This window comes from Celeribacter sp. HF31 (assembly GCF_011806455.1).
Taxonomy (GTDB): Bacteria; Pseudomonadota; Alphaproteobacteria; order Rhodobacterales; family Rhodobacteraceae; genus Celeribacter.
In genome coordinates this window covers 192,539-217,347 of the sequence record NZ_JAATOT010000003.1, presented here as the reverse complement: position 1 = coordinate 217,347, position 24,809 = coordinate 192,539, and the positions used below count along the sequence as shown (strand labels likewise).

The 24,809-nt window shown below is 59.4% G+C and carries 24 protein-coding genes, 1 tRNA gene and 1 pseudogene; 13 read left to right on the top strand and 13 right to left on the bottom strand.

Annotated elements, in window-relative coordinates:
* Positions 1-20: 20 nt before the first annotated feature.
* The 3 genes from HCZ23_RS07285 to HCZ23_RS07275 all read right to left on the bottom strand — a co-directional run bounded on the left by HCZ23_RS07285 (position 21) and on the right by HCZ23_RS07275 (position 2,579).
* A complete protein-coding gene (locus tag HCZ23_RS07285; protein WP_167601061.1) occupies positions 21-1,280 on the bottom strand; it encodes an FAD-dependent oxidoreductase in 1,260 nt (419 codons plus the stop codon).
* 3 nt (positions 1,281-1,283) lie between these two features.
* Positions 1,284-1,892 carry a helix-turn-helix domain-containing protein gene (locus tag HCZ23_RS07280; protein ID WP_167601060.1) on the bottom strand — a complete coding sequence of 203 codons (609 nt, stop codon included), beginning with the start codon at positions 1,890-1,892 and terminating at the stop codon, positions 1,284-1,286.
* A 72-nt stretch (positions 1,893-1,964) separates the two neighbouring features.
* Positions 1,965-2,579 (bottom strand): TetR/AcrR family transcriptional regulator, encoded by a 615-nt coding sequence (locus HCZ23_RS07275; protein WP_167601059.1) that lies wholly within the window; start codon positions 2,577-2,579, stop codon positions 1,965-1,967.
* A 109-nt stretch (positions 2,580-2,688) separates the two neighbouring features.
* On the opposite strand from HCZ23_RS07275, the gene HCZ23_RS07270 reads away from it, so the two are divergent.
* The 3 genes from HCZ23_RS07270 to HCZ23_RS07260 all read left to right on the top strand — a co-directional run bounded on the left by HCZ23_RS07270 (position 2,689) and on the right by HCZ23_RS07260 (position 4,748).
* Entirely contained in the window at positions 2,689-3,366 is a 678-nt protein-coding gene (locus HCZ23_RS07270) for a PspA/IM30 family protein (protein ID WP_167601058.1), read from the top strand.
* Between the two features lie 56 nt (positions 3,367-3,422).
* Entirely contained in the window at positions 3,423-3,707 is a 285-nt protein-coding gene (locus HCZ23_RS07265) for a YiaA/YiaB family inner membrane protein (protein ID WP_167601057.1), read from the top strand.
* 63 nt (positions 3,708-3,770) lie between these two features.
* Positions 3,771-4,748 carry a DUF4105 domain-containing protein gene (locus tag HCZ23_RS07260; protein WP_167601056.1) on the top strand — a complete coding sequence of 326 codons (978 nt, stop codon included), beginning with the start codon at positions 3,771-3,773 and terminating at the stop codon, positions 4,746-4,748.
* Between the two features lie 48 nt (positions 4,749-4,796).
* Here the strand turns inward: HCZ23_RS07260 and HCZ23_RS07255 are convergent, their stop codons facing one another.
* A complete protein-coding gene (locus tag HCZ23_RS07255; protein ID WP_167601055.1) occupies positions 4,797-5,126 on the bottom strand; it encodes a hypothetical protein in 330 nt (109 codons plus the stop codon).
* A 411-nt stretch (positions 5,127-5,537) separates the two neighbouring features.
* Here HCZ23_RS07255 and HCZ23_RS07250 point away from each other — a divergent pair, with 411 nt between their 5' ends.
* The 8 genes from HCZ23_RS07250 to HCZ23_RS07215 all read left to right on the top strand — a co-directional run bounded on the left by HCZ23_RS07250 (position 5,538) and on the right by HCZ23_RS07215 (position 14,926).
* A complete protein-coding gene (locus HCZ23_RS07250; protein ID WP_167601054.1) occupies positions 5,538-7,253 on the top strand; it encodes a glycerol-3-phosphate dehydrogenase/oxidase in 1,716 nt (571 codons plus the stop codon).
* Positions 7,250-8,743 (top strand): FGGY-family carbohydrate kinase, encoded by a 1,494-nt coding sequence (locus tag HCZ23_RS07245; protein WP_167601053.1) that lies wholly within the window; start codon positions 7,250-7,252, stop codon positions 8,741-8,743. The genes HCZ23_RS07250 and HCZ23_RS07245 overlap by 4 nt, the downstream gene beginning before the upstream one ends.
* Before the next feature lie 47 nt (positions 8,744-8,790).
* The gene (locus HCZ23_RS07240) at positions 8,791-10,077 is read left to right on the top strand and encodes a sugar ABC transporter substrate-binding protein (RefSeq protein WP_167601052.1); all 1,287 of its coding nucleotides are present in this window, start codon (positions 8,791-8,793) and stop codon (positions 10,075-10,077) included.
* 99 nt (positions 10,078-10,176) lie between these two features.
* Positions 10,177-11,049, top strand: coding sequence for a carbohydrate ABC transporter permease (locus tag HCZ23_RS07235; protein WP_167601051.1), 873 nt, complete (start codon positions 10,177-10,179; stop codon positions 11,047-11,049).
* Positions 11,037-11,852 (top strand): carbohydrate ABC transporter permease, encoded by an 816-nt coding sequence (locus tag HCZ23_RS07230; protein WP_167601050.1) that lies wholly within the window; start codon positions 11,037-11,039, stop codon positions 11,850-11,852. The genes HCZ23_RS07235 and HCZ23_RS07230 overlap by 13 nt, the downstream gene beginning before the upstream one ends.
* Before the next feature lie 9 nt (positions 11,853-11,861).
* Positions 11,862-12,941 carry an ABC transporter ATP-binding protein gene (locus HCZ23_RS07225; protein ID WP_167601049.1) on the top strand — a complete coding sequence of 360 codons (1,080 nt, stop codon included), beginning with the start codon at positions 11,862-11,864 and terminating at the stop codon, positions 12,939-12,941.
* A 3-nt stretch (positions 12,942-12,944) separates the two neighbouring features.
* On the top strand, positions 12,945-13,952 hold the full coding sequence (locus HCZ23_RS07220) for a hypothetical protein (protein WP_167601048.1): 1,008 nt from the start codon (positions 12,945-12,947) through the stop codon (positions 13,950-13,952).
* Between the two features lie 35 nt (positions 13,953-13,987).
* Positions 13,988-14,926 (top strand): sugar-binding transcriptional regulator, encoded by a 939-nt coding sequence (locus HCZ23_RS07215; RefSeq protein ID WP_167601047.1) that lies wholly within the window; start codon positions 13,988-13,990, stop codon positions 14,924-14,926.
* Positions 14,927-15,246: 320 nt separating this feature from the next.
* Here HCZ23_RS07215 and HCZ23_RS07210 read toward each other — a convergent pair.
* The 5 genes and pseudogenes from HCZ23_RS07210 to HCZ23_RS07190 form a co-directional block, all read right to left on the bottom strand.
* A pseudogene (locus tag HCZ23_RS07210) lies at positions 15,247-15,348 on the bottom strand (integrase core domain-containing protein); the annotation flags it as partial.
* Between the two features lie 146 nt (positions 15,349-15,494).
* Positions 15,495-16,124: a nucleoside/nucleotide kinase family protein gene (locus HCZ23_RS07205; protein WP_167601046.1), complete on the bottom strand. Its 630-nt coding sequence runs from the start codon at positions 16,122-16,124 to the stop codon at positions 15,495-15,497.
* Positions 16,121-16,921: an ATP-binding cassette domain-containing protein gene (locus tag HCZ23_RS07200; RefSeq protein WP_167601045.1), complete on the bottom strand. Its 801-nt coding sequence runs from the start codon at positions 16,919-16,921 to the stop codon at positions 16,121-16,123. Before HCZ23_RS07200 ends, HCZ23_RS07205 begins: the two co-directional genes overlap by 4 nt.
* Positions 16,897-17,979: an ABC transporter permease gene (locus tag HCZ23_RS07195; RefSeq protein ID WP_167601381.1), complete on the bottom strand. Its 1,083-nt coding sequence runs from the start codon at positions 17,977-17,979 to the stop codon at positions 16,897-16,899. Before HCZ23_RS07195 ends, HCZ23_RS07200 begins: the two co-directional genes overlap by 25 nt.
* A 114-nt stretch (positions 17,980-18,093) precedes the next feature.
* Positions 18,094-19,104 carry a sugar ABC transporter substrate-binding protein gene (locus HCZ23_RS07190; protein WP_167601044.1) on the bottom strand — a complete coding sequence of 337 codons (1,011 nt, stop codon included), beginning with the start codon at positions 19,102-19,104 and terminating at the stop codon, positions 18,094-18,096.
* 160 nt (positions 19,105-19,264) lie between these two features.
* Between HCZ23_RS07190 and HCZ23_RS07185 the strand changes: the two genes are divergently transcribed.
* The gene (locus HCZ23_RS07185; protein ID WP_254869996.1) at positions 19,265-20,476 is read left to right on the top strand and encodes an ROK family transcriptional regulator; all 1,212 of its coding nucleotides are present in this window, start codon (positions 19,265-19,267) and stop codon (positions 20,474-20,476) included.
* Positions 20,477-20,757: 281 nt separating this feature from the next.
* Here the strand turns inward: HCZ23_RS07185 and HCZ23_RS07180 are convergent, their stop codons facing one another.
* From HCZ23_RS07180 to HCZ23_RS07165, 4 genes are all read right to left on the bottom strand, one after another.
* Positions 20,758-22,527, bottom strand: coding sequence for a methyl-accepting chemotaxis protein (locus tag HCZ23_RS07180; protein ID WP_167601043.1), 1,770 nt, complete (start codon positions 22,525-22,527; stop codon positions 20,758-20,760).
* Between the two features lie 37 nt (positions 22,528-22,564).
* Positions 22,565-22,909 carry a hypothetical protein gene (locus HCZ23_RS07175; RefSeq protein ID WP_167601042.1) on the bottom strand — a complete coding sequence of 115 codons (345 nt, stop codon included), beginning with the start codon at positions 22,907-22,909 and terminating at the stop codon, positions 22,565-22,567.
* A gap of 372 nt (positions 22,910-23,281) precedes the next feature.
* Positions 23,282-23,358 (bottom strand) — tRNA-Pro (locus HCZ23_RS07170).
* A 69-nt stretch (positions 23,359-23,427) separates the two neighbouring features.
* Positions 23,428-24,372, bottom strand: a complete 945-nt coding sequence (locus tag HCZ23_RS07165; RefSeq protein WP_167601041.1) for a DMT family transporter — start codon at positions 24,370-24,372, stop codon at positions 23,428-23,430.
* A gap of 107 nt (positions 24,373-24,479) precedes the next feature.
* Here HCZ23_RS07165 and HCZ23_RS07160 point away from each other — a divergent pair, with 107 nt between their 5' ends.
* Complete coding sequence (locus HCZ23_RS07160) at positions 24,480-24,758, top strand: hypothetical protein (protein WP_167601040.1); 279 nt, start codon at positions 24,480-24,482, stop codon at positions 24,756-24,758.
* The last annotated feature ends 51 nt before the right edge of the window (positions 24,759-24,809 follow it).

Genomic DNA, 24,809 nt, shown 5'->3' with positions numbered 1-24,809 from the left:
CTCCATTCGGTCTTTAAGGTTCAAAGCGCGGCGAGCCATTTCGCTGTCGCGGACACATCGCTCAGCACAGGTGTTTCATCCGTCATCGCCTGCGCCAAAAGCTCCGCACTGCCGAGGCTCATGGTCCAGCCCAACTGCCCGTGCCCCGCATTGATCCAAAGGTTGTCATAGGCGCGCACACGCCCGAGATAGGGCGGCCCGGCGGGCGTGGTCGGACGCAGCCCGGCCCAAAACTCCGGGTGATCCAGATCGACGCCCTTTCCAAAATTCCGCTGCACGTACTCTTTCAAAAGCGTGATCCGCTTTTCCGGTAGCGAAAGATCCCGCCCGGCAAATTCTGCAATCGCGGTCACCCGCAGCCGGTCGCCGAAATTCGAAACGGCCAGCAATTCGGTCTCATCCACAAAGGGCAGTTGCGGCACGGCACCCGGATCGGTGATGCGCCAAGTGCCGGAATAGCCTTTGACCGGATAGATATTCGGCACAAACCCCAGGCTTCGGGTCACATCCGGCGTCTCCACCCCGGTGGCCAGCACCACGTCTGTGCACTCCATCGGCCCGGCGTCGGTCTCTACGGCAGAAATCCGTTGGTTTTTGCAGGTAAACCCCGTGACCTTGGTGTCATAGCGAAACGCGATGCCCTCGCGATCAAGCCATGCCCCGGTGCGCGCGCTGAACAGATGGCAATCGCCCACGGAATCGATATGGCTGCGCAACCCGCCCGCCAGTCGATCCCTCATTCCGGCAAGGCCCGGCTCAAGCTCGATCAGGGCTAGAGCGTCGAGAACCTCGATCTCCTGACCAGAGCCGATCTTGGCGGCATAGCTTTGAAACTGGGGCGTGTCCTGAAACAGATAAAGCGCCCCGTCGTGCCGCGTCTCACCCGGCAGTCCCATCGCCGTTTCGGCGGGCAAAAGCATGTCTCGGCTCATACGCGCGAGGCGTTGCAGCTTGCGGGTATTGGCGGCGCTGGCGCGTGATGTGCACTGTGTCAGAAATTCCATCCCCCAACGCCACAGCGCCGGGTCGAAGAGTTTTGAAATTTTCACCGAAGGCTCACGGCCCAGGGCTGCGCGCATCATGGCCGGGAGAGCGGCGGGTTCGGCCCAAGCCTTGGCATGGCCGACCGCCATCAGCCCGGCATTGCCGCGCGAACAGAATTCGGCGGGGCCGGAGAGGCGGTCGATCACAGTGACCTTCTTGCCGCGCAGCATCAGCGCCCGCGCGGTCATGATGCCCACGGCGCCTGCGCCAATGACGATGGTTCTGTCTTGTTGCATCGCTCAGGCCCCAGAGGTGCTGATCCAAAGCACCACGGCAGGCGTGTCGCTCAGGCTGATCAACGCATGCCCCATGGCGCTGTCAAAGGCAAAGCTGTCGCCGGGCTGCAAATCGACGGGGGCGTAATGTTCGGTAAAGACCCGTAACTGGCCGGATTGGACAAGGATTTGCTCTTGGCCCATGTGGCGTTGCAGCGTGTCAAACTCGGACAGATCGCGGGCAAGAATTTCGGCACGAAACACCAGCGCCTGTTTCGCCACAACGTCGTCGCACAGCAGCTCCAGCCGGTAATGCGGCGTTTCGACAAGGCGCCCCTGTCCTTTGCGGGTCAGCGACCGCCAGCCGGACAGAGAGGAGGTCTGGCCCGAGTTGAAAAACGCATTCAAGCTGAGCCCCAGCCCGGCACACAATTTCTCAAGCGTCTCGAAGGTTGGCGACAGCTGGCCGTTTTCAATCCGCGACAGGGTCGAAACCGACAGCCCGCTTTGCGCGGCGAGTTTCGCCAGTGTCAGAGCCTTGTCTTGTCTCAGCCGTTTGAGCGTGTCGGACAGCGGCTCGCGGGGAGGGGGATCGGACGGGGTGTCCGTCGTGCGCAGCTCAGATGTCCACATCGCGACTCTCTTTAGTATGTCAGATGTGGTGATTTATTGCATATACGCAAAATTTATCAAGTGGTCCTATCCCTAGTCTTTGGTCATCTGCGCGGCTCCGGCCGTCAGCGTTTCCACAAGACCGGCAATTTCGGATTTCAGCGCCTCCATCGGCACGCCGACAAAGCGCCCCTGCAAAGCGAGGTAGACCACGCCATGGACCGCGGCGAAGGTGGTGCGGGTGCGCAAGATTAGGGCCTCACGCGTCATGTCCGGGCGCAGTTTCGCAAGATGCGGTGCAATGACTTCGACGAGGACCGCATGTTCCTGTTTGTGCCACTCCGGAATGTCCTGACCTTCGGGCAGCCGGTGTTCGAAAAGCGAGAGCCATAGCGGTTGATGCGCGATGGCGAAGTCGGCGTAGCGCAGGGCCAGGGCTTGCAACGCGTGTTGCGGCGTATCGCCGGCCTTGCTGACCGCGTCGGTCAGGGTTGCGCCCAACTCCGTGAGGGTGCGCGAATTCACCTCGATCACCAACATGTCGAGATCCTCGACCACAGTATAGAGCGAGCCCAGGGCACATCCTGCCCGTGCGGTCACGGCCCGAGCCTTTAACCCCGCCAAGCCATGTTCGATGATTTCCGCTTCTGCGGCGTCGATCAGGCGCTTTTTCAACTCGGCTTTTTTGGCTTCGCGTGCGGTGCTCATCATATCCCCTTAAAATTTTTTTTGAACGATGTTCATTTTTGTCTTGAACAACGTTCATGATTGCTGCATACAGACTTCATGAACAACGTTCATAAAGAAGGAGCTTACGATGTTCAAGATGTTTACGACCCTCGTCCGGGCCCGCACGCATGACGCGGCAGAAGCCATTGAAGACGCCAATGCGCTGACCATCCTGCGCCAGCAATTGCGCGACGCCGCAGATGGGCTTCAGGGTGCAAAGCGCGCGGTGGCCGTGGTGATCGCCTACGCCGAGCGCGAGAAAAACAACGCTACCAAGATTGCCGGGCAGATCAATGACCTCGAACTGCGCGCCGTCGAAGCACTGCGCCAGGATCGCGAAGACCTTGCCACCGAGGCCGCATCCGCGATTGCCGAGTTGGAAGCCGAAGCCGCTGCCTCGGCGCGGGCCACGGCCCACTATGATGCGGAAATCCGCCGTCTGCGCGAACAGGTGAGCCTCTCCGAGCAGCGCCTGCGGGCCCTGCAACGCGGCAAGCAAATCGCCGATGCGGCTGCCCGCACGCAAAAACTGCGCGGCACCATGCCGGACGGCGTCGTGTCGAGCCTGCGCGAAGCCGAAGCCACCTTGGAGCGTCTGCAATCTCGTCAAGATCACGCCGAAGCCGTCGATGTCGCCCTGCGTGACCTGACCACGGGCCCGTCCGCAGAGGGCACAGTCGCCCGCCTCGCCGCCGCTGGCTGCGGTGCGCCGCTGCGCCCCGAAGCCGCCCATGTGCTTGATCGCCTGCGCGCAAAAACCGCCTGATCCCGACCCATTTGTCAAAACCAACCGAACACACCAAAATTCAAAGGAGACCTAAAATGTCGAAATCTTATACCCCCAAAGTGTCCAACGCCTGGAACCTCTTCACCTATTTCAACTTTTCCATCGCGGCCCTGATGATGGCCGGCGGCATCTGGTCGCTGGAGGCAAGTTTCTCCGCGAAAGGCTATTACGCCATGGCAGCGCTGATGCTGGTCTATTCGACGGCCTCGATCACAAAGGCCTTGCGCGATAAAGAGGAAGGCGAGCGCATCTACAACAAACTCGAAGATGCCCGCACCGAACGCCTTTTGGCCGAAGCTCGCGGCGATACCGACGTGTGATCTCTCGGGCGGCCGCGAAAGTTGCGGGCCGCCTGCCAATCTCTTTGCTATGCGAGTTTTCCCATGATCCGTTCGATGAAATATCTGGCCCATGTCCTCTTTGTTCTGATTATTCTGGCTGGCACGGCCTGGAGTGCGACCGCGCTTTGGTTGCATCTTACCGGCGGGCTGCGGGTCGTGGCACTCGTTGCCCTGATCGCGATGGCTCTCACGGCGCTCACTCTGCGGTTTAAACGGTCGCGCCGCTCGGGCTGGGCCATATTGGCGCTGGGCGGGCTCGCGGTGGCGGGGTGGTATCAAACCATCACACCGGAGCAATCGCGCGACTGGGCGATGGATGTGTCCAAAGGCGTGCGGGCCGATGTCGAGGGCGATCACGTCCGGCTGGCAAATATCCGGGATTTCGAGTGGCAGAGCAAAACCGAGGCCACGCCGCGTTGGATCACGGAAGACTACGATCTGAACGATCTTGAGACGGTCGATATGATCACCTCCGTCTGGGACAATCCCGACATCGCCCATCTCTTGGTGAGTTTCGGCTTTGCCTCTGGTGAAAACGTGGTGTTTTCCGTCGAGATTCGTCGCGAGGCAGATGAAGAATTCAACGAGCTCGGTGGGTTTTTCCGTCAATTCGAGCTTGTTCTGATCGCCGCGACCGAGCGTGACATCGTCAAGCTGCGCACCAATTACCGCAAGGAGCAGGTGCGACTCTACCCGGTCCAACTGAGCGCAGAGCAGCGTCGGACCATGTTCCTGTCCTATGTCGACCTGGCGCAACGCCTTGAAGAAAAGCCGGCCTTTTACAACACGATCACCGCCAATTGCACGACGAGCGTCTGGGCCTTGGCGCTGGCTCTGAAACCCGACCTGCCGATGGATGAACGTCTGATCCTCTCCGGGCGTCTGCCGGATTACCTGACCGATCTGGGCGTGATCGATGCCGCCCCGGCCGAGGAGCGCGACCAAGAGGCATTGATCACGCCGCTGGCGCAGAACGACACCAGCGGCGCACCGTTCTCATCCGTCATTCGTCGCAAATGACATGGGGACATGGTTCGGCTACGCGGTTCAGGACCGCATCTCGAAACCTCATGCCGCGTGACCCTGCAATTCCGCCTTGAGGGAAGGTACGACCAATGATTGCAATGTCTTACACCAGTCGGGCCCGAGATCGCTTGGGTCCGGAGCTGGGGCAATCACCCGGTGTTTTACATTCATCTGAGACCGCAAGGCGGTCATCCAAACCTCTGGATCATGGCCTTTGACGAAGGCCCCGCCCGCCCCGCTTTCACGCAACCCGTCGTCTTCTGCCAGTGTCTTGAGCGTCGCCTCTTCCGGCCCGATGGCCCCGATCACACGGCATCGCCTTTGCGCGGCAGGCAGGTTGAGGAAGGGGTCAAGAGAGACAGATGAGCGCATGGATCTCACCAGGGCGAAAAACGAGGTCTACATTGTCGACTGAGCGAAATCCTCCGAACAGTTTCGAAACATAACTGAGATGATATGAAGTCATTCCGCCCTCGTGAAAACACCGGAAAACGTCCCTTTTCGTCTCGCAAGTTTAGCAAAATGTTTGCCTCTGCTGATGAATGCTTTTGCCCCCAGCGCAGTCCCTGCGCGGATCTCAGCTATACCTCACCCCCAGCGCCAAGACCGCGATAGCCCATCCAAACACTTGGGGTCACGCTGTGACGCCTTGAAGGTCAGAGTTGTGGAACAACGTCCATCGGCATGCAAAAGCCGGGCGCGCCGCCATATACGACCTTTGTAGAATGTTTATATTTATAAAAGATACTTTACAAAAGTAAAAAAACTAAACTACATGTTTATATGACCACAGAAACGCACCCCATCACCGATCCACTCCGGAACCATGGTTTTCGCGCTCGAAATCTTCGGGCGTTGAAAGCCATCGAGGACCCGGACGTGCTCATTTTGGGCGGAGGTGTGAACGGTGTCGCCACGCTGCGGGATTTGGCGTTGAACGGCGTGTCATGCGTGTTGATTGATGCAGGTGACTTTTGCGCCGGCGCCAGTGGCGCCTCGAGCCGCATGGCGCATGGCGGGCTGCGGTATCTGGAAGGGCGCGAATTTCGCCTGGTGGCTGAAAGTGCGAGGGAACGCAATCGGCTCATCGCCAATGCGGGCCATATCGTCAAAACGCTCAAGATCACGGTGCCCTTGTCGCACTGGCTCACGGGGTTGGCGCGGGCAGGTTTCAGATTTATGGGTCTCTCAAAGCGTAGTGGCCCTCTCTCGCTTGTGGCGCTCGAAGGCGCCTTGCGGATCTACGAAGCCTTCGGACGGCGCGAGCATCCTTTGCCAGATCACGAGACGCTGCTGAAAAGGGATCGCTTTCCCAGCGGGTTACCCACGGGTACGAAAGCCGTGGTCTCCTATTACGACGGTCAAATCACCCAGCCGGAGGGGCTGATCTTCGAAATGCTTGGCGAGGCTTTAGATCAAGAAGCCGAGGTCGTCGCACTTAATCATGTGTGCTGGAACCTGGCGCAGGATCAGATCGTCATCGAAGACCGGTTCGGGCCGGCGCGTTTCGCCCTGCGTCCCAAGGTGATCGTCAATGCGACGGGCGCCTGGATTGATCGGACAAATGCAGAGCTGGGTGGGCGCACGCAGTATCTTCGCGGCATCAAGGGGGCGCATCTTGTGCTCGACAATGCCGATTTGCATCGCCGGATGAATGGCAATGCCTATTACTTTGATGACGGCACAGGAAGGATGGTCATCACCTTGCCCGTGGGGGACAATGTTCTGGTGGGGACCACCGAAGTCGAAACCCCAAACCCCGATGATCAGGCGGTGTCGGGCGATGAGATTGCCTATCTGCTCACCGCGATCAATGGGCTCTTCTCCGACATCGAGGTGCGCCACGATCAGATCGTGTCGATGACCACTGGCATCCGCCCCTTGCGACGCAGCGAAGGCAGCGGTTCGGCCACCAGCGCGGCCCGCGATCATGCGCTGGAAGAGGATCGTTTCTCTGACAGCTTGCCGCCCGTTCTGTCACTGGTTGGCGGCAAATGGACCACGTTTCGGGCGTTTGGCGAAGAAACGGCGGATCGGGTGTTGGCACTCCTCGGACGTACGCGGCAGGTGTCCACGGCGACGCGACAGTATCCGGGAGCCGCACCCTGCACTGCGCAGGAGCTGGTGCGTGAAAGAGAAATCGACGCGGAGCTGGCCCACCGCCTGTTACACCGCTACGGCGCACTGGCGCGAGATGTCGCGGGGCTCTGCACGGGTGCAGATGCTTTGGCACTGCGGCAGGCGTCCGACATTTGCCGCGGCGAAATCCGTTACGCGATCCGGCGGCGTGGCGCGCTGACGCTCGAGGATCTGATCCTGCGCCGGACGCGGCTGAGCTTCGGTCATGGGTTGTCTGCCGACACCTTGCCGGAATTGGCGGATATCCTGTCCGAGGAAACCGGACGCGGGCGCGACAGCCTGAACGCAGAGATTGACGCCGTGCTCTCCGATCCGCGACTGATGGGCGCGAGGATCACCAAACGGGAGGGCGCAGCATGAGAAACGCAGGGATCATCGCCATCGACGCCGGCGGCACGACGGTCAAGGTGGTGGCCTATGACCTGTCCGGCACCGAGATCGCGGCGGAAACGGCGGATGTCGAGAACATCCATCACGGCGACGGGCGGGTCGAGCGCGATCTGGCGCCCTTCTGGGCGGGCATCGTGTCCGCGCTGCGCCGGGTCGTTGCGGATTGCGCCGGGCGCGAGATTCTTGGTGTGGGCTGTACCGGCTTTGGCAACGGGATTTTCCTTTTGGACGAGAGAGGCCAGGCGACGCGCCCCGGCATCGTCTCCGTCGATCACCGCGCCCAGCCGCTGGTCGACCGGCTTTCCGCTGAAGGCCGCGCTGAGGCGATCTCGGGCCTCACAGGCACGCGTCTTTGGGGCGGGCAGACGATGATGGTCTTTGCCCATCTTGCGCGCACGGAACCCGAGGTTCTGGCGCGCACCCGCTGGGCGTTGTGCTGCAAGGATGCGATCCGGTTCAAACTCACCGGCGCTGCGCTGACCGATCCGACGGATGCCGGGGGCGGTGGTTTGATGAGCCTCGCGACCGGAACCTATGCCGAGGAGGTGCTTGAAGACTTGGGCTTGGCGCCGCATCGCCACCGCTTGCCAGACATCGCTCCGAGCGACAGCGTGGCCGGGCGGATCAGTGCCGAAGCGGCCCGCGAGACCGGCCTGCCGGAGGGTATTCCCGTCGCGGGCTCCATGATGGATGTCGCCGCCTGTTCGTTGGGGGCGGGGGCCATGGGGCCGGATATCCTGACCATGATCGCCGGCACCTGGTCGATCAACAGCCTGGAAACGTCGACCGCCGAGATCACCGGCGCGCCGATCCTGAATTTTCGCTACGGCGCCTCCGGCACGCGGCTCATTGCCGAGGGCAGCCCCTGTTCGGCGGCCAATCTCGGCTGGTATCTCGACCGGGCGCTGGGCGGGCGGGTCACGATCGAAGAGGCCAACAAGCTGGTCAAAACAAGCCCGGTCGCCGCGCGCCGCTGTCAGTTCCTGCCCTATGTGTTCGGCCCCGATCCCAAACGCGGCGGGTTTCTGGACCTCGGCGCTGGCGATGACACGGGCACCATGCTGCGCGCGATTTACGAAGGCGTCGCCTTTCAGGCCAGACGCCATGCCGAGGATGCCGTGACCCTGTCGGGGCGCCAGTTCCCGCCGGTCATCCGGCTTGCGGGCGGGGCCGCGAAATCACCCGTCTGGACCCAGATTTTCGCCGACATTTGCCAGCGCCCCGTGGAGGCGGTGCGTGCGGGCGAAGTGGGCGCTCTGGGGGCGGCGATCTGTGCGGCGGTGGCGGCCGGGGCTTATGGCGATCTGGGAGAGGCCACGCAGGCGATGACCCATGTCGCCCGGCACCACGATCCCGATCCGGCGCTTGCCGCCGTTTATGAAGAGAGATTTGCGCGCTTTTGTCACCTCGATGCAGGTGTCACCGCGCTGATGGAGGAGACGCCCCAGTCAGGGGCATGAACCGCGAAGGTCCATCAAGGATCACGCATATCTAGGGAGGAAGACCAATGAAAAGGACATCTTTGCTGCTTGGCACGGCGCTCTGCGCGCTGGCGGCTCAAGCCCAGGCACAACAAACTCAGGCACAAGAGGCCTGCAAGGGCGCGGTGCCGACGCTCAACGTGATCGGACAGGGCATGCCCGCCGTCACAGCGCTGGATGCGCATCTGTCGGAATTCAATGAAAAATGGGACACAGAAGTAAAGATCACGCTTCTGGGGGAGAACGAGCGTCGCGCCAAAGCGCGTCTCGATGCCTCGACGGGTGCCGGGTCCTATCAGGTGCTTTATATCGACGAGGCGAACCTCGCCGAATATGTCAGCGCCGATTGGATTTACCCGCTCGCAGATGTCGTGCCCGAAAGCTATGACATCGCGGATTTCCGCACCGATCTGAGCAATGTTGCGACCGTGGATGGCACGCAGTATTTCGCGCCCTTCGTGGGCGGCGGTGACGTGATGATGGTGCGCACGGATCTGTTGGAAGCTGCCGGTCTTGATGTGCCGAGCACCCTCGATGAGCTGGTCGAAGCGGTCAAGGTGCTCGATGCCGCCGACAACGGCGCGCATGGTTGGGCCGCGCGGGGTCAGCGCGGGTCTGGCATGAACGTCTGGCGTTGGACGCCGTTTTTCCGCGCCATGGGCGGCGAATGGCTCGACGGCGATATGCCCGCCTTCAACAGCGAAGCGGGCGTCGAGGCGACCGAGCTTTACACCGATCTGATGTCCTACGGTCCGCCGGGTGTGGGCACCTTCAACTGGTCCGATGCGGTCGAAGCGTTTCGCGGCGGTCAGGTCGCGATCCTGATCGAATCCGACGTGTTCGGGCCGTGGATGGAAGACCCGTCCAAATCGACCGTCGTCGGCAAAGTGGGCTACGCGCCGCCGCCCGATCCGCTCCCGTCCGCTGGCTGGGCGCATGGCTGGGCCGTGTCGAAAGCAGGTGCAGCGGACGATTGCGCCAAAACCATTGCGGGCGATTTCGTCGGCTGGGCCACGTCGAAAGAGATGGAGCAACAGCGGCTTGAGGCCGGGATTGCCTCCGACATTGGCCGCACCTCGACGCTTGAGAGCGAGGCCTATCAATCTCTGGTTCCCGCGGAATATGTCGAAGCCATGCTGGCGACCGGTCCGAAAACCGATCTCCTGATCATGAAAAGCCCGGCCTGGCCGGAGATCGGCGACACGCTTGGTCTGGCGCTGGAAGAGGTCTTCACCGGCACCCGCGACGACATCGCGGCCACGCTCGATGAAGCGGCCTTCTTCGCCGAAGACAGCCTGATGCGGCTCAAGTAACCGCAGCCTTCCGGCGCGCCCCGCCTTTTTGTGGGCCAACGAAGACAGGGCGCGCCGGTCCCTCCCCTTTTCTCGCTTTCCGACGTCGAAGGACGCCCTATGAAACGCAAAACATTCGTCACCCTCTCTCTGGTGCCTGCCATCGGCATACTGGCCTCGCTTGCGCTTGTGTCCGTGGCCGGCGCGGTTTGGTTCGCGCTGATGAACCGCACGCTGCGCAGCTCGGACTATGAGTTCGTCGGCGCCTACAACTTTCTGCGCCTGTTGCGGGACAAACGATTTTTCAACGCGCTGGAAATCTCCGCCATCTGGGAGGTCGTGACCGTCACCGGGACATTGGTTCTGGCTGTCCTTCTGGCGGTGCTGATCTATGAGACGGTGAAAAAACCGCTCTGGCGCAACCTGATCTGTTTCGCCTTTCTGGTGCCGGTGCTTCTGCCGCGCGTGGCGGCCGCCTTCATCTGGCGCTTTCTCTATTCGCCCTCTCTGGGGCTGATCAACTACCTCTGCGGTCTTGTGGGGATTGGTCCGGTCGAGTTTCTGGCCGATCCGTCTCTGGCGCTCATCTCGGTCGCCATCGTCGACATCTGGCAATGGGGGCTGTTCTTCACCGTCATCTTGCTGAAGCTGATGGAAACCCTGCCGCGCGATCCGATCGAGGCCGCCATGCTCGACAATGCGCGCACTTGGGAAATCCACGCTTATGTCACCCTGCCGATGCTCAAGGCGCCGATCATTTCGCTGGCCCTGGTCAAGGCGGTCGAAAGCCTGCGCTCCTTTGATCTGATCTTTGTCATGACGGGCGGCGGGCCTGGCACCGCGACGGAAACGCTTGATCTCTATGCCTATCAAATGGGGATCAATATGGGCGGACGGATTTCCTATGCCTCGGCCATGTCGATCCTGTTGCTCATCGTCACCACCGTCGTCTTCACCATCATCTGGAAAGCGGGGAAAAAATGGGCCGCCTGATATCCGTCACACTCACCCGCGCGCTTTTGGCTTTGCTGATCGTCGTGGCCCTCGGGCCGATCCTCTGGACGGTTCTGGGCGCCTTCAAGGAGCTGCGCGACATCGTCACCCCGGTGCCGAAGCTTTTGTTCTCTCCGACGCTTGAGAACTTTGCCACGATCCTGCGCAATCCGACCATTCGCGACGGGCTTTTGCACTCTGTGATTGTCGTCTCGGCCTCTGTGATCATCGGGGCGGCACTCGGTATTCCCGCGGCCTATACGCTGGCGCGTCATGCCCGGAACTGGGGCGACGATGTGCAGTTCTTTGTGCTCTCGCTGCGGTTTATGCCGCCGGTGGCCATCGCGATCCCGTTCATCGTCATCTATCTCGATCTCGGCATCTACGACACGCTCTTTGGCCTCATCCTCGTCTATCTGATCACCACGATCTCGACGGTGATCTGGCTGTCTGTGCCGGCGTTTGAGCGCGTGCCGCTCAACATCGAGGAAGCGGCGGCGATGGAAGGATGTTCCCCCTTCGAGATCTTCTGGCGGTTTGCATTGCCGGTGGCGTCCCCCTCCCTCTTCGGCGCGCTGGTCTTCACCTTCGTGCTGGTCTGGAACGAGCTTTTGCTGGCGCTCACACTCGCGGCACAGAACGCCACCCTTCCGGTGGTCGCGGCCTCCATCACCTCGCTTGGCAAAGAGGTCCCCTGGGGCGTCATCAATGCCGCGACCGTTCTGCTCGTGGTGCCGCCGCTCGTCTTCATCGGCCTTCTGATGGGCCTTCTCAACACCTCGGTCCAAAGCGGCCGGAAATAGGACAGATCAATGGCCAATATTTCTTGTACCGACATCGTCAAATCCTATGGCGCGTACCCCGTGATCGAGGGCATGAACCTCTCTATCCCCGATCATGAATTCGTCGTCTTTCTCGGCCCGTCTGGCTGTGGCAAATCCACGATGCTGCGCATGGTTGCGGGGCTCGAGGACGTCACCGGTGGGCGGATTGAGATCGGCGGCACGGATGTCACCGACCTGCCGCCCGGCGAGCGTGGTGTCGCCATGGTGTTTCAAAGCTATGCGCTCTATCCGCATATGAGCGTCGCCGACAACATCACCTTCGGGCTACGTCGTCAGGGCATTCCCAAGTCGGAGATTGCTCCGCGTCTCGAACAAGTCGCCGAGATGCTGGGCCTCGCGCCCTATCTCGACCGGCGCCCGAAAAACCTCTCCGGCGGTCAGCAACAGCGCGTCGCCATGGCGCGCGCGATGATCAAGACGCCCAAGGTGTTCCTCTTTGACGAGCCGCTGTCCAATCTTGACGCCAAGCTGCGCGAAAAGCTGCGGACGGAAATCCGCAAGATGCACCTTCAGCTCAAGACCACGACCATTTTCGTCACCCACGATCAGCTTGAGGCCATGACCATCGCCGACCGCATCGTGTTGATGCGTGATGGCAAGATCGAACAGATGGGCACGCCGGACGAGATTTTCGAACGCCCTGCCTCACGGTTCGTGGCGGATTTCATCGGCACGCCGGCAATGAATTTCCTGCATGCCACCATGGAAGAGGGCCACGTGGCGCGGGCAGGGGGGATTGCGATCACCCTTGATCCCGAGGCGTTTCCCTCCCTGAAACCGGGGCAAAAGGTCGAGCTGGGCCTGCGTCCGGCGAGTATGGATCTCTGTGAGCCGGGGGTGGAAAACGCCGTCACGGGGACTGTTGTGTTGGTCGAAAACATGGGTGCAGAGGGTCAGGTTATCACCGAAGTCGAAGGCGAGGAAATGTCCTTTGTCACCCAGCGCTTCCGCCGTCTGTCGCAAAACGACACCGTCCATTTCGCGATCCGCCGGGATAAGGTCCATGTTTTCGACCCGAACACCGGACAGAGCCTGAGAGGAGTGTGAGGCATGAGCAAGCTGCGTTACATCGACAAGCTCGCCCGCATCCGCAAAGGGGCTTACCGTAAAGGCGACTATATGATCGCCGATGCCAAGGACACCGAAGTCACCGGCGGCGTGCCCGCTCTGGGACTGGCGCGCGATGCCGCAGGGCGTCCCACCGGCCCCCGTACACGGCCTCAGTTTCTGGACGAGGTGCGGCAGATCATCCAACAGGACGTCGTCGACATCATGCTCACCGCTGCTGGCACGATGGATCTGTTGCAGACGGAAGGCGCCTTTGCCAACGCCGCCGTTCAGCCCGCCTTTCGTGGCAATGAGACCACCTGTGTCTGGGGCAACCTGCGCGGGGCGGCGCATAACCTTTACCCCTCGCGGCCCTATCGCGGAGCCGATCTGGAGTTTGCGCCCGCAAACCTCTGTCTCTATTCGCTGACTTTCAACAACGACACGGAGGCCGATACCCGCGCGCTTGAGGCCTATGCGGCCTTCCGGCGCGAGGCGCGGGCGGCAGGGGTTCAGCATTTCCTCGAAGTGTTCAATCCGAACATGCCCGATGCGGTCGCGCCCGAACACCTCGGCGCTTTTGTGAACGACAATATCATCCGCCTTCTGGCCAGCCTGACCCGCGCGGAACGCCCCGAGTTCCTCAAGGTCGCTTACAATGGTCCCGAGGCCATGGCGGAACTCGCCGCACATGACCCGTCGATGGTCGTGGGCGTGCTGGGCGGCGCGGGCGCGACCCACCGCGACACTTTCGAACTGGTGGCCCAATCCGAGCGCCACGGCGCGCGGCTGGCGCTCTTCGGGCGCAAGATCAACCAAGCCGAACATCAGACCACGCTCATCTCCTGGATGCGGCGTGTCGCGGATGGCGATGTCACGCCCGCCGAGGCGGTGCGCGGCTATCACGGCGATCTTGCGAAGGCGGGTCTGACGCCGGACCGGGCATTGGAGGAGGATCTGGCGATCACCGCCGATGTGCTCCGCTTTGACGCCCTCGAAGACGCGGTGTAGGGTCGCATACCTGTTTTTCAAAGGAGTTCCCGGAGATGGTGCGTGCCAACCACCCGACCGACCGCACCGTTGCCGAAGCGGCTTGGCTTTATTACATCAAGGGGCTCAATCAGGCCGAGATTGCCAAGAAAATGGGGCTGTCGCGGCCCACGGTGATCACCTATCTGCGATTGGCGCGCGAACGTCAGATCGTGGGGGTGAAAATCTCCGGCACGCATTTTCGGGTGAACGATCTGGCGGATCGGTTGTGCGAGATCTACGGCCTCGAGGGCGCGCATGTGGTGCCCGAAGAGGAAAATGCCGCCGAGACGATGCTTCAGGTCTGCGACGCCGCGGCACAGCTTTTGCCCGATTTCGTCGAGGCCGGGGAAACTTTGGGGGTGAGCTGGGGGCAAACGGTCTCTTTCGTGTCCGAACGCGTGCCGTGGTGGCCGGTGGACGGGCTGGTGGTGCGTCAGTTGATCGGTTCTTTGGCCAACCCGCTGTTGCCGACCTGCGAAAGCTGCACCACCGAGATCGCGCGCCGCCTGTCGGCCCAATGCATCAACCTCAACGCCCCTGCCGTGTGTTCCGAGGCGTCTTTGGCGGAGCGATTGCGCCAGGAACCGATCATCTCAGAGCAGATCAGGCTCCTGGGCGATTGCACCAAGGCGATCTATTCGCTCAGCCCCTGCACCGAGAATACCCATGTGGTTCAGTTCAATATCGCCACGCCGGCAGATGTGGCGGAGTATGTGTCGAAAGGCGCCGTGGGGATCATCGCAGGCCGGTTCGTCGATGCGCAGGGCGAGCCTGTGCTCGGAGAGCTGGACCGTCGTATGATCAGTGCCGACCATGCGCTGCTTCGGAACATGTCGGGGCTTTTGGTTGTGAGCGGACTGGAGAAATTGGACGCGACACGCGCGGCCCTTCGCGGGGGCTACGCCTCGCAGGTCGTCCTGAACGAGGCTTTGGCTGTCAAGTTGGCCGATTAGAGGCACAGGCCCGCAAAGAGCGGGAGCTTATGGCGGTGGGCATGTCGGCACAAAAAGCCTATGTCGACAGCCAATACGCGCTGTTCCGCGCCTGGAACGACGCATGGGCGTAATCATGCCCTGAGCGCCTGACTCTACTCCGACAGACAAAGGCGGGCGCTCAGAACGCCCCGCCCCCGCGCACCGATGCCTCTGACGTCAGATGCAACAGGCGCAGCGGTCACGTCGCGATTACTGCTTTTTGAATCGGCGCTGATCCGCCCCACTTGAGTGGTCCAATTTGATTGTTCGTGCATGATCGGCCTTTGGTCCATCTGGATGATGGTTTCGGGGGCCGGTGGGCGGTAGCCCAGAGCACTGTGGGGGCGTTTCGTGTTGACGTGTTTCCTCCATTCTTCGATCAGGATTTGAGCACCGCGCAGCATAGTCCAGGACCCAAGGTCAGCAGTGCGGGACAAACAAGTCATTTATCCCTCCCGCTTAGGGCACCATTGATCACATTGGGCATCAGCATAGGCCGGAAAACAGATTTTTGCCGAAAATTGCTAGAGTGTACGCTTCGCGGCAGTTAAGCCGTGATGATGACGTCGGCCGACAATGAGTGCGCGGCGATCAACTCCGCATTTCTCAGATCATTTCCCTCCGCACGGGTGATCGCCTGATTTAGCGTCAAACCGTAAGCCAACCACCGGTCCACAAGACGCTCCCGCAGAATTGGGATTGGAACATCAAGCTGAACTGATAAGTCCCAACAGTCCTTCAGGTCACGCCAACCGGGTGCATCCAGCAAGAGGTAGTTGCCTTCGACAATCACGCTGTCACAGTCGTCCGAAAGCATACCTGCCCCTGCGATAGAGATATCGCGTTCACGATCAAAGACTGGAAAGAATACGGTATCCGCGGAGCGAAGAGTCTTTATCAGCCGGAACAACCCATCGACATCAAATGTTTCCGGTGCTCCTTTGCGTGGCAGAAGGCCTTGCGAGATCAGAATTTGATTGTCGAGGTGAAAGCCATCCATCGGTACAACCGATGTGCGGCAACCTGCCTCTGTCATAAGTTCGGCCAGAATGTTCGACAGGGTCGATTTTCCTGAAGCAGGTTGACCGACAAGAGCAATAAGCCGACGCTTTCCGGCACGAGGCACCGCCAGAATACGATCCAAGAGTGCCTCGGCGGTTTCTTTTGGGTCATTCATGCGGCGTCCTGAGCCGGGGGTTCTTTCGCCCCGGTCATGAAGGCGACCGCATCGGACATTGTATAATCCTTGGGGTCGATGGTGCAGAGGCGCTTGCCCAGACGGTGAATGTGAATGCGGTCTGCAACCTCAAACACATGAGGCATGTTGTGGCTGATCAGGATGATCGGGATACCACGGGCCCGCACGTCCTGGATCAGCTCCAGAACCTTGCGGCTTTCCTTGACCCCCAAAGCCGCCGTGGGTTCATCCATGATAATGAACTTGGTGGCAAAGGCGGCTGCGCGGGCCACCGCGACGCCTTGGCGTTGCCCCCCCGAAAGCGTCTCGACCGGCTGCTTGATCGACTGGACGGTCATGAGACCAAGCTCGGTCAGCTTTTCGCGTGCGAACTTTTCCATGGCGGGCTTGTCCAGCATCCGAAGGATTTTCCCCATCCAGCCTTCTTTGCGGATTTCCCGACCGGTGAACATGTTGTCGGCAATCGAAAGCGCTGGTGAAAGAGCGAGGTTCTGATAGACGATCTCGATCCCCATATCCCGCGCCTCGATGGGCGAATTGAACTTCACCGGCTTGCCTTCGATCAGTATCTCGCCTTCGTCAGGGATGGTGGCGCCGCAGATCGCTTTGACGATCGAGGATTTGCCGGCGCCGTTGTCCCCGATGACGGCCAGGACTTCACCCGGGCGCAGTTCAAAGTCTGAGTGGTCGATGGCGGTCACGTGGCCATAGCGCTTTACGATACCGCGAGCTTGTACAACTGGAGTGGTCATTATGCCGAAACCCTTCTGATCCATTGGTCGATTGCGACCGCGATGATGATGAGCCAGCCGATGGCGAAGACCTGCCAAAGGACATCGACACCGGACATGCGCAAGCCAGAGCGGAACACGCCCACAATAAGCGCACCGAACAAAGCGCCGAGAATGGAGCCGCGCCCACCAAAGAGAGAGATGCCGCCGATCACCACGGCAGTGATCGAGTCGAGGTTGCCTTCATAAAAGGACTGAGGCGAGATCGAGCCAACGCGACCGATGGATGCCCAGCCTGCCAGAGCGCATACAAAACCTGACAGCCCATAGACGGAAAGCAACGTGCGATCTGTGCGGATGCCCGACAGATCGGCGGCCTCCTTGTCATCGCCAATGGCGTAGACATGACGGCCCCAGGCTGTCTTGTTCAGCATGTACCAAAGCACGACAAAGATGGCGATCATCAGCACGGCGCTCAGGGTAATCCTTGCACCGCCGATGTTGAACGTCGCCCCGAAGAATTTCAGGAAAGGTGCTTCAGTGTCGATATCCTGCCCTCTGATGGATTGCGCGCCCGAGAGCCACAACAACAGCGCATAGAAGATCGACCAAGTGCCCAAGGTGGTGATGAAAGGCGGCAGCTTGACCCGCGTGATGAACCAGCCGTTCATCAGGCCAGCACCAACGCCACCTGCAAGGCCGGCCAGTATGGCAATGCCTGAGGGAACACCGGCAAATACCGCCAGATTGCCCATGACGACCGACATCAGCACCATGATCGCGGCAACCGAAAGGTCGATGCCCGCGGTCAAAATGATCAGAGATTGGGCCGCGGCAAGGATACCGATGATAGAAACCTGCTGAAGGATCAGGCTTAGGTTAAAGGCCGAGAAGAATTTTCCGCCCGCAATAATGCCGAAGGCGACGAGGCTTATGACCAGAACAATAACTGGCACAAGCGTCGGATTGTTGTGAAGCAGGTGCTGAATGCGGTCCAGTAACGTGTGGTGTTTGACTTCGAACGCAGCGACTTTGGCATCGCTCTTATCCAAAGTTTGTTCGAAATCTTGGCCCTTTTGGGCCGGCGTCATTGGTTCAGACATGTTTCTCTCCCATACCGACAAACGTAGCGGCAGCGTCAGATTCCGTCAAAAGGTGATAAGGTGAAGCGGGGCGGCAGGGCGCATTGACGCCCCGCCAGAGGGTTTACCTCAGGATCAACCCCAGCACTTTTTCAGGCCTTCGGCCGAAGTGATGGAGGGCACGCCATCGACAGGTTCATCGGTGATCAGTTCCACCCCGGTGTTGAAGAAATCCAAGCCTTCGCTGTTTTGTGGCTTTTCACCGGTTTCAGCAAAGGTCTTGATTGCTTCTATGCCTTTAGACGCCATCAGCAGCGGGAACTGCATCGAAGTTGCGCCAATCACGCCTCCTGCGATATCGTTCACGCCGGGGCAGCCACCGTCAACGGATACGATCAGAACATCCTTTTCCTTACCAAAGGACTTAAGCGCCTCATATGCACCCGCAGCCGCAGGTTCGTTGATGGTGTAGACAAGGTTGATGTCTGGATCGATCTGCAACAGGTTTTCCATCGCCGTACGACCCCCTTCAGACGAGCCGTCAGTCACGTCATTCCCAACGATGCGCGGATCATCTTCGTCACCAATGTCCGTCGGATCTTTGATGTCGATGCCAAACCCTTGCAAGAAACCGTTGTCGCGCTGGTAGTCGACAGAAATTTCCGACGCATTCAGGTCCAGCAGGGCGATTTTTGCGTTGGCTGCATCCGCACCCATTTTCGCCCTGGCCCATTCGCCAATCAAAACGCCCGCCTTGAAGTTGTCCGTGGCGAATGTCGCATCGGCGGCGTCAATGGGTTCGAAAGCGGTGTCCAATGCGATCACCAGCGCACCGGCTTCGCGTGCTTGCGTGATGACAGGAACCAACGCGCGGCTGTCTGTCGGAGTGATCAGGATGCCTTTTGCACCGGATGCGATGCAGGTTTCAACGGCGGCGACTTGGGTTTCAACGTCGCCGTCATACTTGCCTGCATAAGTCGAAAGCTTAATGCCGCCAGCTTGTGCCGCCTCCGTCGCGCCTTCCTTCATCTTCACAAAGAAGGGATTGGTATCGGTCTTTGTGATTAGGCAGGCATTGGTCTCCGCATAGGCTGCGCCGGCCATCACTGTCAGGGCCAAAGCCGAGGTGGTCACTAGAGTTTTCATGTTTTCCTCCCACAAGAAACTTTTTGAGTTCTGGATAAGGCTCCTCCCTGATCCAGTCCTGCCCCCAAAAAACCCGATTCCGCTGCCCGTGTCAATTAGTAAGGAAACTTTACTAACTAATGAGTTTGGGATTATCTTTTATTTCACTCGGGAGGCAACTATGTTCCAAACCATGGATGGAGAAAGCATCAGAAAGCAAATTGCGGGCGTGAACCAAAGTGGTGTTCGCGACCACAATGAGCGTCTGATACTCTCTCTTCTTCAGCGTCATCGTGCAGTCCCCGCAGCCGATTTGGCGCGTCGGACCGGGCTGTCCAAACCCACGGTGTCAACCATCCTGCGAGACCTTGAAGAAGATGGTCTGATACGGCGCGGCGCTCCTGTGCGAGGTAAGGTAGGAAAGCCTTCGATCCCGATTGAATTGGAACCGGACGGCGTTCTTTCGATCGGTCTGAAGATCGGGCGTCGAAGTGCCGATCTTTTGCTGCTCGACATTTGCGGGAACGTTCGGGAGCAGCTTCACACGACCTATGACTATCCAATGCCGGATGCTGTGTTCGATTTTCTAAAAGAAGGGTTGGAGACGCTTCTTGGAAACCTGTCTGCAAAGTTGCGAGGCCGCGTATGTGGCATTGGGATCGGGACCCCTTTCGAACTTTGGAAATGGCACGACCTCGTTGGCCTCTCCGCCGAGAAGTTCCGGTCATGGAAGGACATTCATTTCGCCGCCGAAGTCGGAGTTTTCAGCGACCTTCCAGTCTTCGTCGTCAACGACGCGACAGCGGCTTGCCATGCTGAACACTTATACGGTCACGGGCACGAGTTCCGAGACTACGCCTACTTTTTTATTGGCTCATTCGTCGGCGGCGGAGTGGTCTTGAACGGAACGGTATTTGAGGGCAACCAGGGCAACGCCGGAGCGCTGGGGTCGATGCGCAGCACAGGCCCGCTCGGTGAGGCGCAGCAATTGATCGACGTGGCCTCAATCCATCTCTTAGAAGCGCGCGTAACCGAATCCGGTATGGATCCCTCTGCTCTTTGGCAACAGCCCCAGGATTGGAGCAGCCTGTCCCGACACGTTGAGCCTTGGATCGGCCAAACCGCACAGGAGTTGGCCAAGGCGTCTTTGTCGATTTGTTCAGTTATTGATTTCGAAGCGGTGCTGATCGACGGAGCTTTCCCTTCAGATGTGCGCGACCAACTGGTCGAAAGAACCCGGCGCTATCTGGTCAATCAGGATAAGAGGGGTTTGATCGAACCCCAGATAGTAGCCGGAGAAGTTGGCCACAATGCGCGCGGTATTGGCGCAGCCAGCAGCCCGATATTCTCACAGTTCCTTTTGAACACCAACGCTGGTCTTTCGGCGATGTAGTCACCAAAGCAGATCTTTGCGAACGACACAGTAGATCACGACAAGGCGCCGGCTCCTTCTGAGAGCAAGGACCGCTCAAAGCCCTTTGCCCCATTTCGAAACTCGCGCCGCATCAGTCACTCTGGGCTCTTTTCTGCCGTTCTCCGCTTTGCGGCACCATGAGCTCTCGACCCGGACATGGTCTAGACAAACGGCCCAGAACTGCTGGTGGTCTAGGGAGTGAAAGCCGTACTCCCGCGTCCTCAAAGCAGACGTGGAGGGGCATTTCCACGCCACATCCCCTAAGCAACTTTGGCCTGATGCCCTCCCGCATCCGCAGCAGCCCCCAAAGAAAACTTGGTAATTAGAGATTTCAGCCGGTCTGCTTCGTTTCGCAAAATTTGCAGCGCTGCGGTCGTTTCTTCCGTCATCGCGGCGTTCTGTTGCATCGTCCGGTCAAGCTCCGAGACTGAGGAGTTTACTTCGCGAATGCCGATTGCCTGCTCTTGCGACGACGTTGCGATGGCATCGACGTGGCCCGCAATGTCGGTGACCGCCGAGATAATGTCGGCCAAAGCGGTGCCCGCGGTTCCGACCAATCGGACGCCTTTTTCGACTTGGCTGTTCGAGTTTGAGATGAGCGTGTCAATCTCACGGGACGCATCAGCGGACCGTTGCGCGAGGGCGCGCACCTCGGAGGCCACAACGGCAAACCCACGTCCTGACTCACCTGCTCGGGCCGCTTCGACTCCGGCGTTCAGTGCCAACAGGTTTGTCTGGAATGCGATGTCGTTGATGACGCTGATGATCTTGGTGATCTGTCCCGATGACTCCTCAATCTCGGTCATCGCGTTGGTGGCCTCGGTAACGACATTGGTGCTTTCGTTTGCTTTTGAGTTCGCCACAGTTGCTACCTGGTTGGCTTGTTTCGCACGATCCGCGGCTCCGCGCACGGACTCGGCCAATTGATCGGCGGCCGACGAGGTTTCTTCCAAGGTTGCCGCGGATTTCTCCGTACGGCGCGCCAGGTCATCTGATGCCGCCACCACTTCGCGTGAGCTGCTGTTGATCGTCTCAACGCTCGTGGCGATGTCCAGAATGAGATCTGAGAGACTTGCCACGGTCGCATTGAAATCCATGCGCAAAGACTCGTAGGCCGTGGGGAATGCTTGATCCAAAGAGGTCGTCAAATCACCTTGGGAGAGCCGCTTCATCCCGGTTGCGAGGGCGTCTACGACCGTTTTCTGCTCCTCAATCTGACTGCGTCGGAGGGCTTCTTCCCGCTCATGCTCCGCCTCGCGTGCACGCATCTGCTCTTGATCGCGCGCTCGTTTCTCCTCTGCGGCTTTTTCCCTTTCAAGACGAATCGCCTCTTTTTGCTCCAACTCGAGCTGTTCGCGCTTCGTGGCTTCGTCACGTAGGCGCTTCTCCTCTTGCTCAAGAGCCTCGCGCGACGCCATTTCATTGCGGAGTTTGACGACCATGCTTGAGGACTTCGCGAACAGACGCGCCACGGTGACCGAAATGGCCAACCCGGATACAGTCACAATCGTGGCCATTGCTACGTGCGTGGCAAGATGCAACCATGAGAACTCCGCCGACGGCCAAATCAACAACGGCGCCAAAACGTTCAGGCCGAGGTGATGAACGACCGTTACGGCGTTGATGACGAACAATGTCCGCCAGCAGAAATAGGCCAGCAAAATTGAATTAAGGACGAAGTAGATCATGTGGGCATCGAGGATGAACTCGCCCGAGGCGTAGTGGGACGCCGCGTAGATCAGGTTCATCCAGTTGGCGAGCATGCTGCCCGCGATTGTGACGCGGGTATGCACCGCACCGGGCGCCTTTTTGTGCGCGTAGGTCGAGATCGCCGCCAAAGAGCTGTTAATGACTAGAATGTGAACCCAGTAGTCAGACCAGCCCGCAGCGATCGCCGTCACACATGCCGTCATCCCCCAAAGGTAGATGAGATACCAACGCGAGGCCATTCTTCGCAGTTTGTCGAGATCATCTGATTGTGCCAAACGCGCGTCGTTGAACGCGCCGAGTACATTTGAGAAAAGTGACATTTGAGATGATCCTACTTTGTGATTACCAATCAACGTGTTATCGGCACAGCGTGCGCGCCACAGAGTTCAGGGCGAGGAGAGCGCCACTGGTTCGAAATCTGTCCAAGGCGTCGTCGGTTCGAGGGATAACGACGGCGAAAGTTCCGTTAGAATCGACATCCACGATGTGGACATTCAGCGAAGCCGCGCCCAAGAACACATTCGACCTGTCCCAATTAGGCGGAAACACAAGGGCGACGGGCTCTCCGGCCACGCCCACACCTGCAAAGAACGTCATCCAGGCCGTCGAAAACAGCCCCACGGCGCAAACGGCGAGTGGGGGAAACCAATTGATCCACGCCAATCCCGCGCGGTCATTCATATGGACGGATTCCATTTTCATGGCCGTACTGTGGCGCAAAAAGTTTAACCACTGATTGACCCAAGGTCAGCTGGTCGGCTTGACCCCATACCGCTTTCAATTTGCCCAGATCATTTGACCGAGCCAAGCGCCAACATCATAGATTGAGCTCGGTACTCTTTATGAGACGCGTAGCGACATTGTCGGCTCTTTCATGGGCAGCTTGCGAATGATGCTGCTGCCGCGAACCACCGCTTCCCGCCCTACTTGCAAAAAAGCTTCACAAGGGGTTGAGCTTATAAGATGCTTGAACCCCGAAATCATCTGTCGAGGAAAGGTGCCTGTTTTATGAGCCAGAGGCAGAACTATGGGGGGCAAAGTGGCAAAACTATGGGGCGTACCCCAGTTTTAAATTGGTCGGAGCGAGAGGATTCGAACCTCCGGCCCCTGCCTCCCGAAGACAGTGCTCTACCAGGCTGAGCTACGCTCCGACCGTGACGGGCGGAATATAGCGACAGGCGGGGTTTGGCAAGAGCCAATTCATGCTTTTGAGACCCATATCAGCGAAGTTTTCCGCGGCGAACAAAGGGCGAGATGCGGAAAGAGGCTGCCGAGGAGGCACGCGAGCGGGTTCTGAGCACCGGAGTATTCTCGGAATGTCCGCCACTGGCTTCCCGGAAGACGATGTAGAGGCCCGAGAGAATGATGATTCCCGCACCTGCGATGGTCGGCATGTCGACCTTTTCGCCAAAGATGAAATAGCCGAAAATCGTGGCCCAGATGATCTGGGAATATTGCATCGGCGCGACGATGGCGGCCTCTGAGGCGCGGTAGGCGAGGATCAGGACAACGCCGCCGGTGAAGCCCAAAAGCGACACGAGGCCCACAGAGCCCAAATCCATCAAAGGGAAAGGGCGGTAGAAAAAGGACATCGCCAATCCCATGACGACGAAATTGGCGATCAAAGGATAGAGCATGAGGACGGCGGTGCGTTCCTCGCGGCCGACTTTGCGCACGACGACGGAGGCGAAGGCGCCAAAGCCTGCGCAGGACAGCGCCGCCATATGCCCCAGCGTGAATTCGGTGGCGCCGGGGCGCAAGACGATGATGACGCCGATCAGGCCGACAATGACCGCCGCCCAACGGTGAAAGCCGACATGTTCGCCCAGAACCGGGATCGACAGGATGGTGATGATCAAAGGCGTGGCAAAGATCAGCGCGTAGACCTGGGCCAGGGGCAGAACGGAGAAGGCATAAAAGGCCGAGGCCGTGTTCACCATGGCCGCAATAGTACGAAACAGCGTCCACCAGGGATGAACGGGGCGCAAATGACCCTCGGTCCGGTCGCGGATCAACATGAACATCACCAGAGGAAACGAGAACAGCGTCGAGAAAAAGATGATCTGGAAGGGCGCATAGGAACCGCCCAGGAATTTGATCACCACGTCATGGGTCGAGAAGACCGCAAAGGCGGCAAGGGCATAGAAGGCTCCGGTGATATTCATGCGCTGTCCTGTCTGTTTCGCCGTTCACGGTAGCACGTGGGGCAGAGCTTTCAACGGCGGAGCGGCAAAGCCTTGTGTCCTGTGGCATGCGCCCCCATGTGAAGCCCATGTATTACACACAGAAATCCGCAACCTGCTGCTATTGTGGGTCGAAAACGGTTTTGACGCTGGGCGGCACGACCCGGCACGAGTTGAAATGCTCGGCTTGCGGCGCGCCCTTGTCGCGGATGAAGGCGCTGCATAAGACGCAGGAGCCTGTCAAAGGGAAAAAGGACTTTCAGGCAAAGCTGCCGCGTCCGAAGAAGAGCAAGAAGAAAAAGAAACGCAAATCCACGGCGCATCGTCTGTTCGACATGGCCGAGGATATATTCGACATTTTCGACTGATGACATAAAAGGGCGCCTCGCTGGAGACGCCCTTTTGCATAAGATGTCGCG

What these genes read in the sequence shown, in the direction of transcription:
- HCZ23_RS07285 (WP_167601061.1), bottom strand. Translation starts at nt 1,280, where the DNA reads ATGCAACAAGACAGAACCATCGTCATTGGCGCAGGCGCCGTGGGCATC.
- HCZ23_RS07280 (WP_167601060.1), bottom strand. Translation starts at nt 1,892, where the DNA reads ATGTGGACATCTGAGCTGCGCACGACGGACACCCCGTCCGATCCCCCT.
- HCZ23_RS07275 (WP_167601059.1), bottom strand. Translation starts at nt 2,579, where the DNA reads ATGAGCACCGCACGCGAAGCCAAAAAAGCCGAGTTGAAAAAGCGCCTG.
- HCZ23_RS07270 (WP_167601058.1), top strand. Translation starts at nt 2,689, where the DNA reads ATGTTCAAGATGTTTACGACCCTCGTCCGGGCCCGCACGCATGACGCG.
- HCZ23_RS07265 (WP_167601057.1), top strand. Translation starts at nt 3,423, where the DNA reads ATGTCGAAATCTTATACCCCCAAAGTGTCCAACGCCTGGAACCTCTTC.
- HCZ23_RS07260 (WP_167601056.1), top strand. Translation starts at nt 3,771, where the DNA reads ATGATCCGTTCGATGAAATATCTGGCCCATGTCCTCTTTGTTCTGATT.
- HCZ23_RS07255 (WP_167601055.1), bottom strand. Translation starts at nt 5,126, where the DNA reads ATGCGCTCATCTGTCTCTCTTGACCCCTTCCTCAACCTGCCTGCCGCG.
- HCZ23_RS07250 (WP_167601054.1), top strand. Translation starts at nt 5,538, where the DNA reads ATGACCACAGAAACGCACCCCATCACCGATCCACTCCGGAACCATGGT.
- HCZ23_RS07245 (WP_167601053.1), top strand. Translation starts at nt 7,250, where the DNA reads ATGAGAAACGCAGGGATCATCGCCATCGACGCCGGCGGCACGACGGTC.
- HCZ23_RS07240 (WP_167601052.1), top strand. Translation starts at nt 8,791, where the DNA reads ATGAAAAGGACATCTTTGCTGCTTGGCACGGCGCTCTGCGCGCTGGCG.
- HCZ23_RS07235 (WP_167601051.1), top strand. Translation starts at nt 10,177, where the DNA reads ATGAAACGCAAAACATTCGTCACCCTCTCTCTGGTGCCTGCCATCGGC.
- HCZ23_RS07230 (WP_167601050.1), top strand. Translation starts at nt 11,037, where the DNA reads ATGGGCCGCCTGATATCCGTCACACTCACCCGCGCGCTTTTGGCTTTG.
- HCZ23_RS07225 (WP_167601049.1), top strand. Translation starts at nt 11,862, where the DNA reads ATGGCCAATATTTCTTGTACCGACATCGTCAAATCCTATGGCGCGTAC.
- HCZ23_RS07220 (WP_167601048.1), top strand. Translation starts at nt 12,945, where the DNA reads ATGAGCAAGCTGCGTTACATCGACAAGCTCGCCCGCATCCGCAAAGGG.
- HCZ23_RS07215 (WP_167601047.1), top strand. Translation starts at nt 13,988, where the DNA reads ATGGTGCGTGCCAACCACCCGACCGACCGCACCGTTGCCGAAGCGGCT.
- HCZ23_RS07205 (WP_167601046.1), bottom strand. Translation starts at nt 16,124, where the DNA reads ATGAATGACCCAAAAGAAACCGCCGAGGCACTCTTGGATCGTATTCTG.
- HCZ23_RS07200 (WP_167601045.1), bottom strand. Translation starts at nt 16,921, where the DNA reads ATGGATCAGAAGGGTTTCGGCATAATGACCACTCCAGTTGTACAAGCT.
- HCZ23_RS07195 (WP_167601381.1), bottom strand. Translation starts at nt 17,979, where the DNA reads ATGTCTGAACCAATGACGCCGGCCCAAAAGGGCCAAGATTTCGAACAA.
- HCZ23_RS07190 (WP_167601044.1), bottom strand. Translation starts at nt 19,104, where the DNA reads ATGAAAACTCTAGTGACCACCTCGGCTTTGGCCCTGACAGTGATGGCC.
- HCZ23_RS07185 (WP_254869996.1), top strand. Translation starts at nt 19,265, where the DNA reads ATGTTCCAAACCATGGATGGAGAAAGCATCAGAAAGCAAATTGCGGGC.
- HCZ23_RS07180 (WP_167601043.1), bottom strand. Translation starts at nt 22,527, where the DNA reads ATGTCACTTTTCTCAAATGTACTCGGCGCGTTCAACGACGCGCGTTTG.
- HCZ23_RS07175 (WP_167601042.1), bottom strand. Translation starts at nt 22,909, where the DNA reads ATGAAAATGGAATCCGTCCATATGAATGACCGCGCGGGATTGGCGTGG.
- HCZ23_RS07165 (WP_167601041.1), bottom strand. Translation starts at nt 24,372, where the DNA reads ATGAATATCACCGGAGCCTTCTATGCCCTTGCCGCCTTTGCGGTCTTC.
- HCZ23_RS07160 (WP_167601040.1), top strand. Translation starts at nt 24,480, where the DNA reads ATGTATTACACACAGAAATCCGCAACCTGCTGCTATTGTGGGTCGAAA.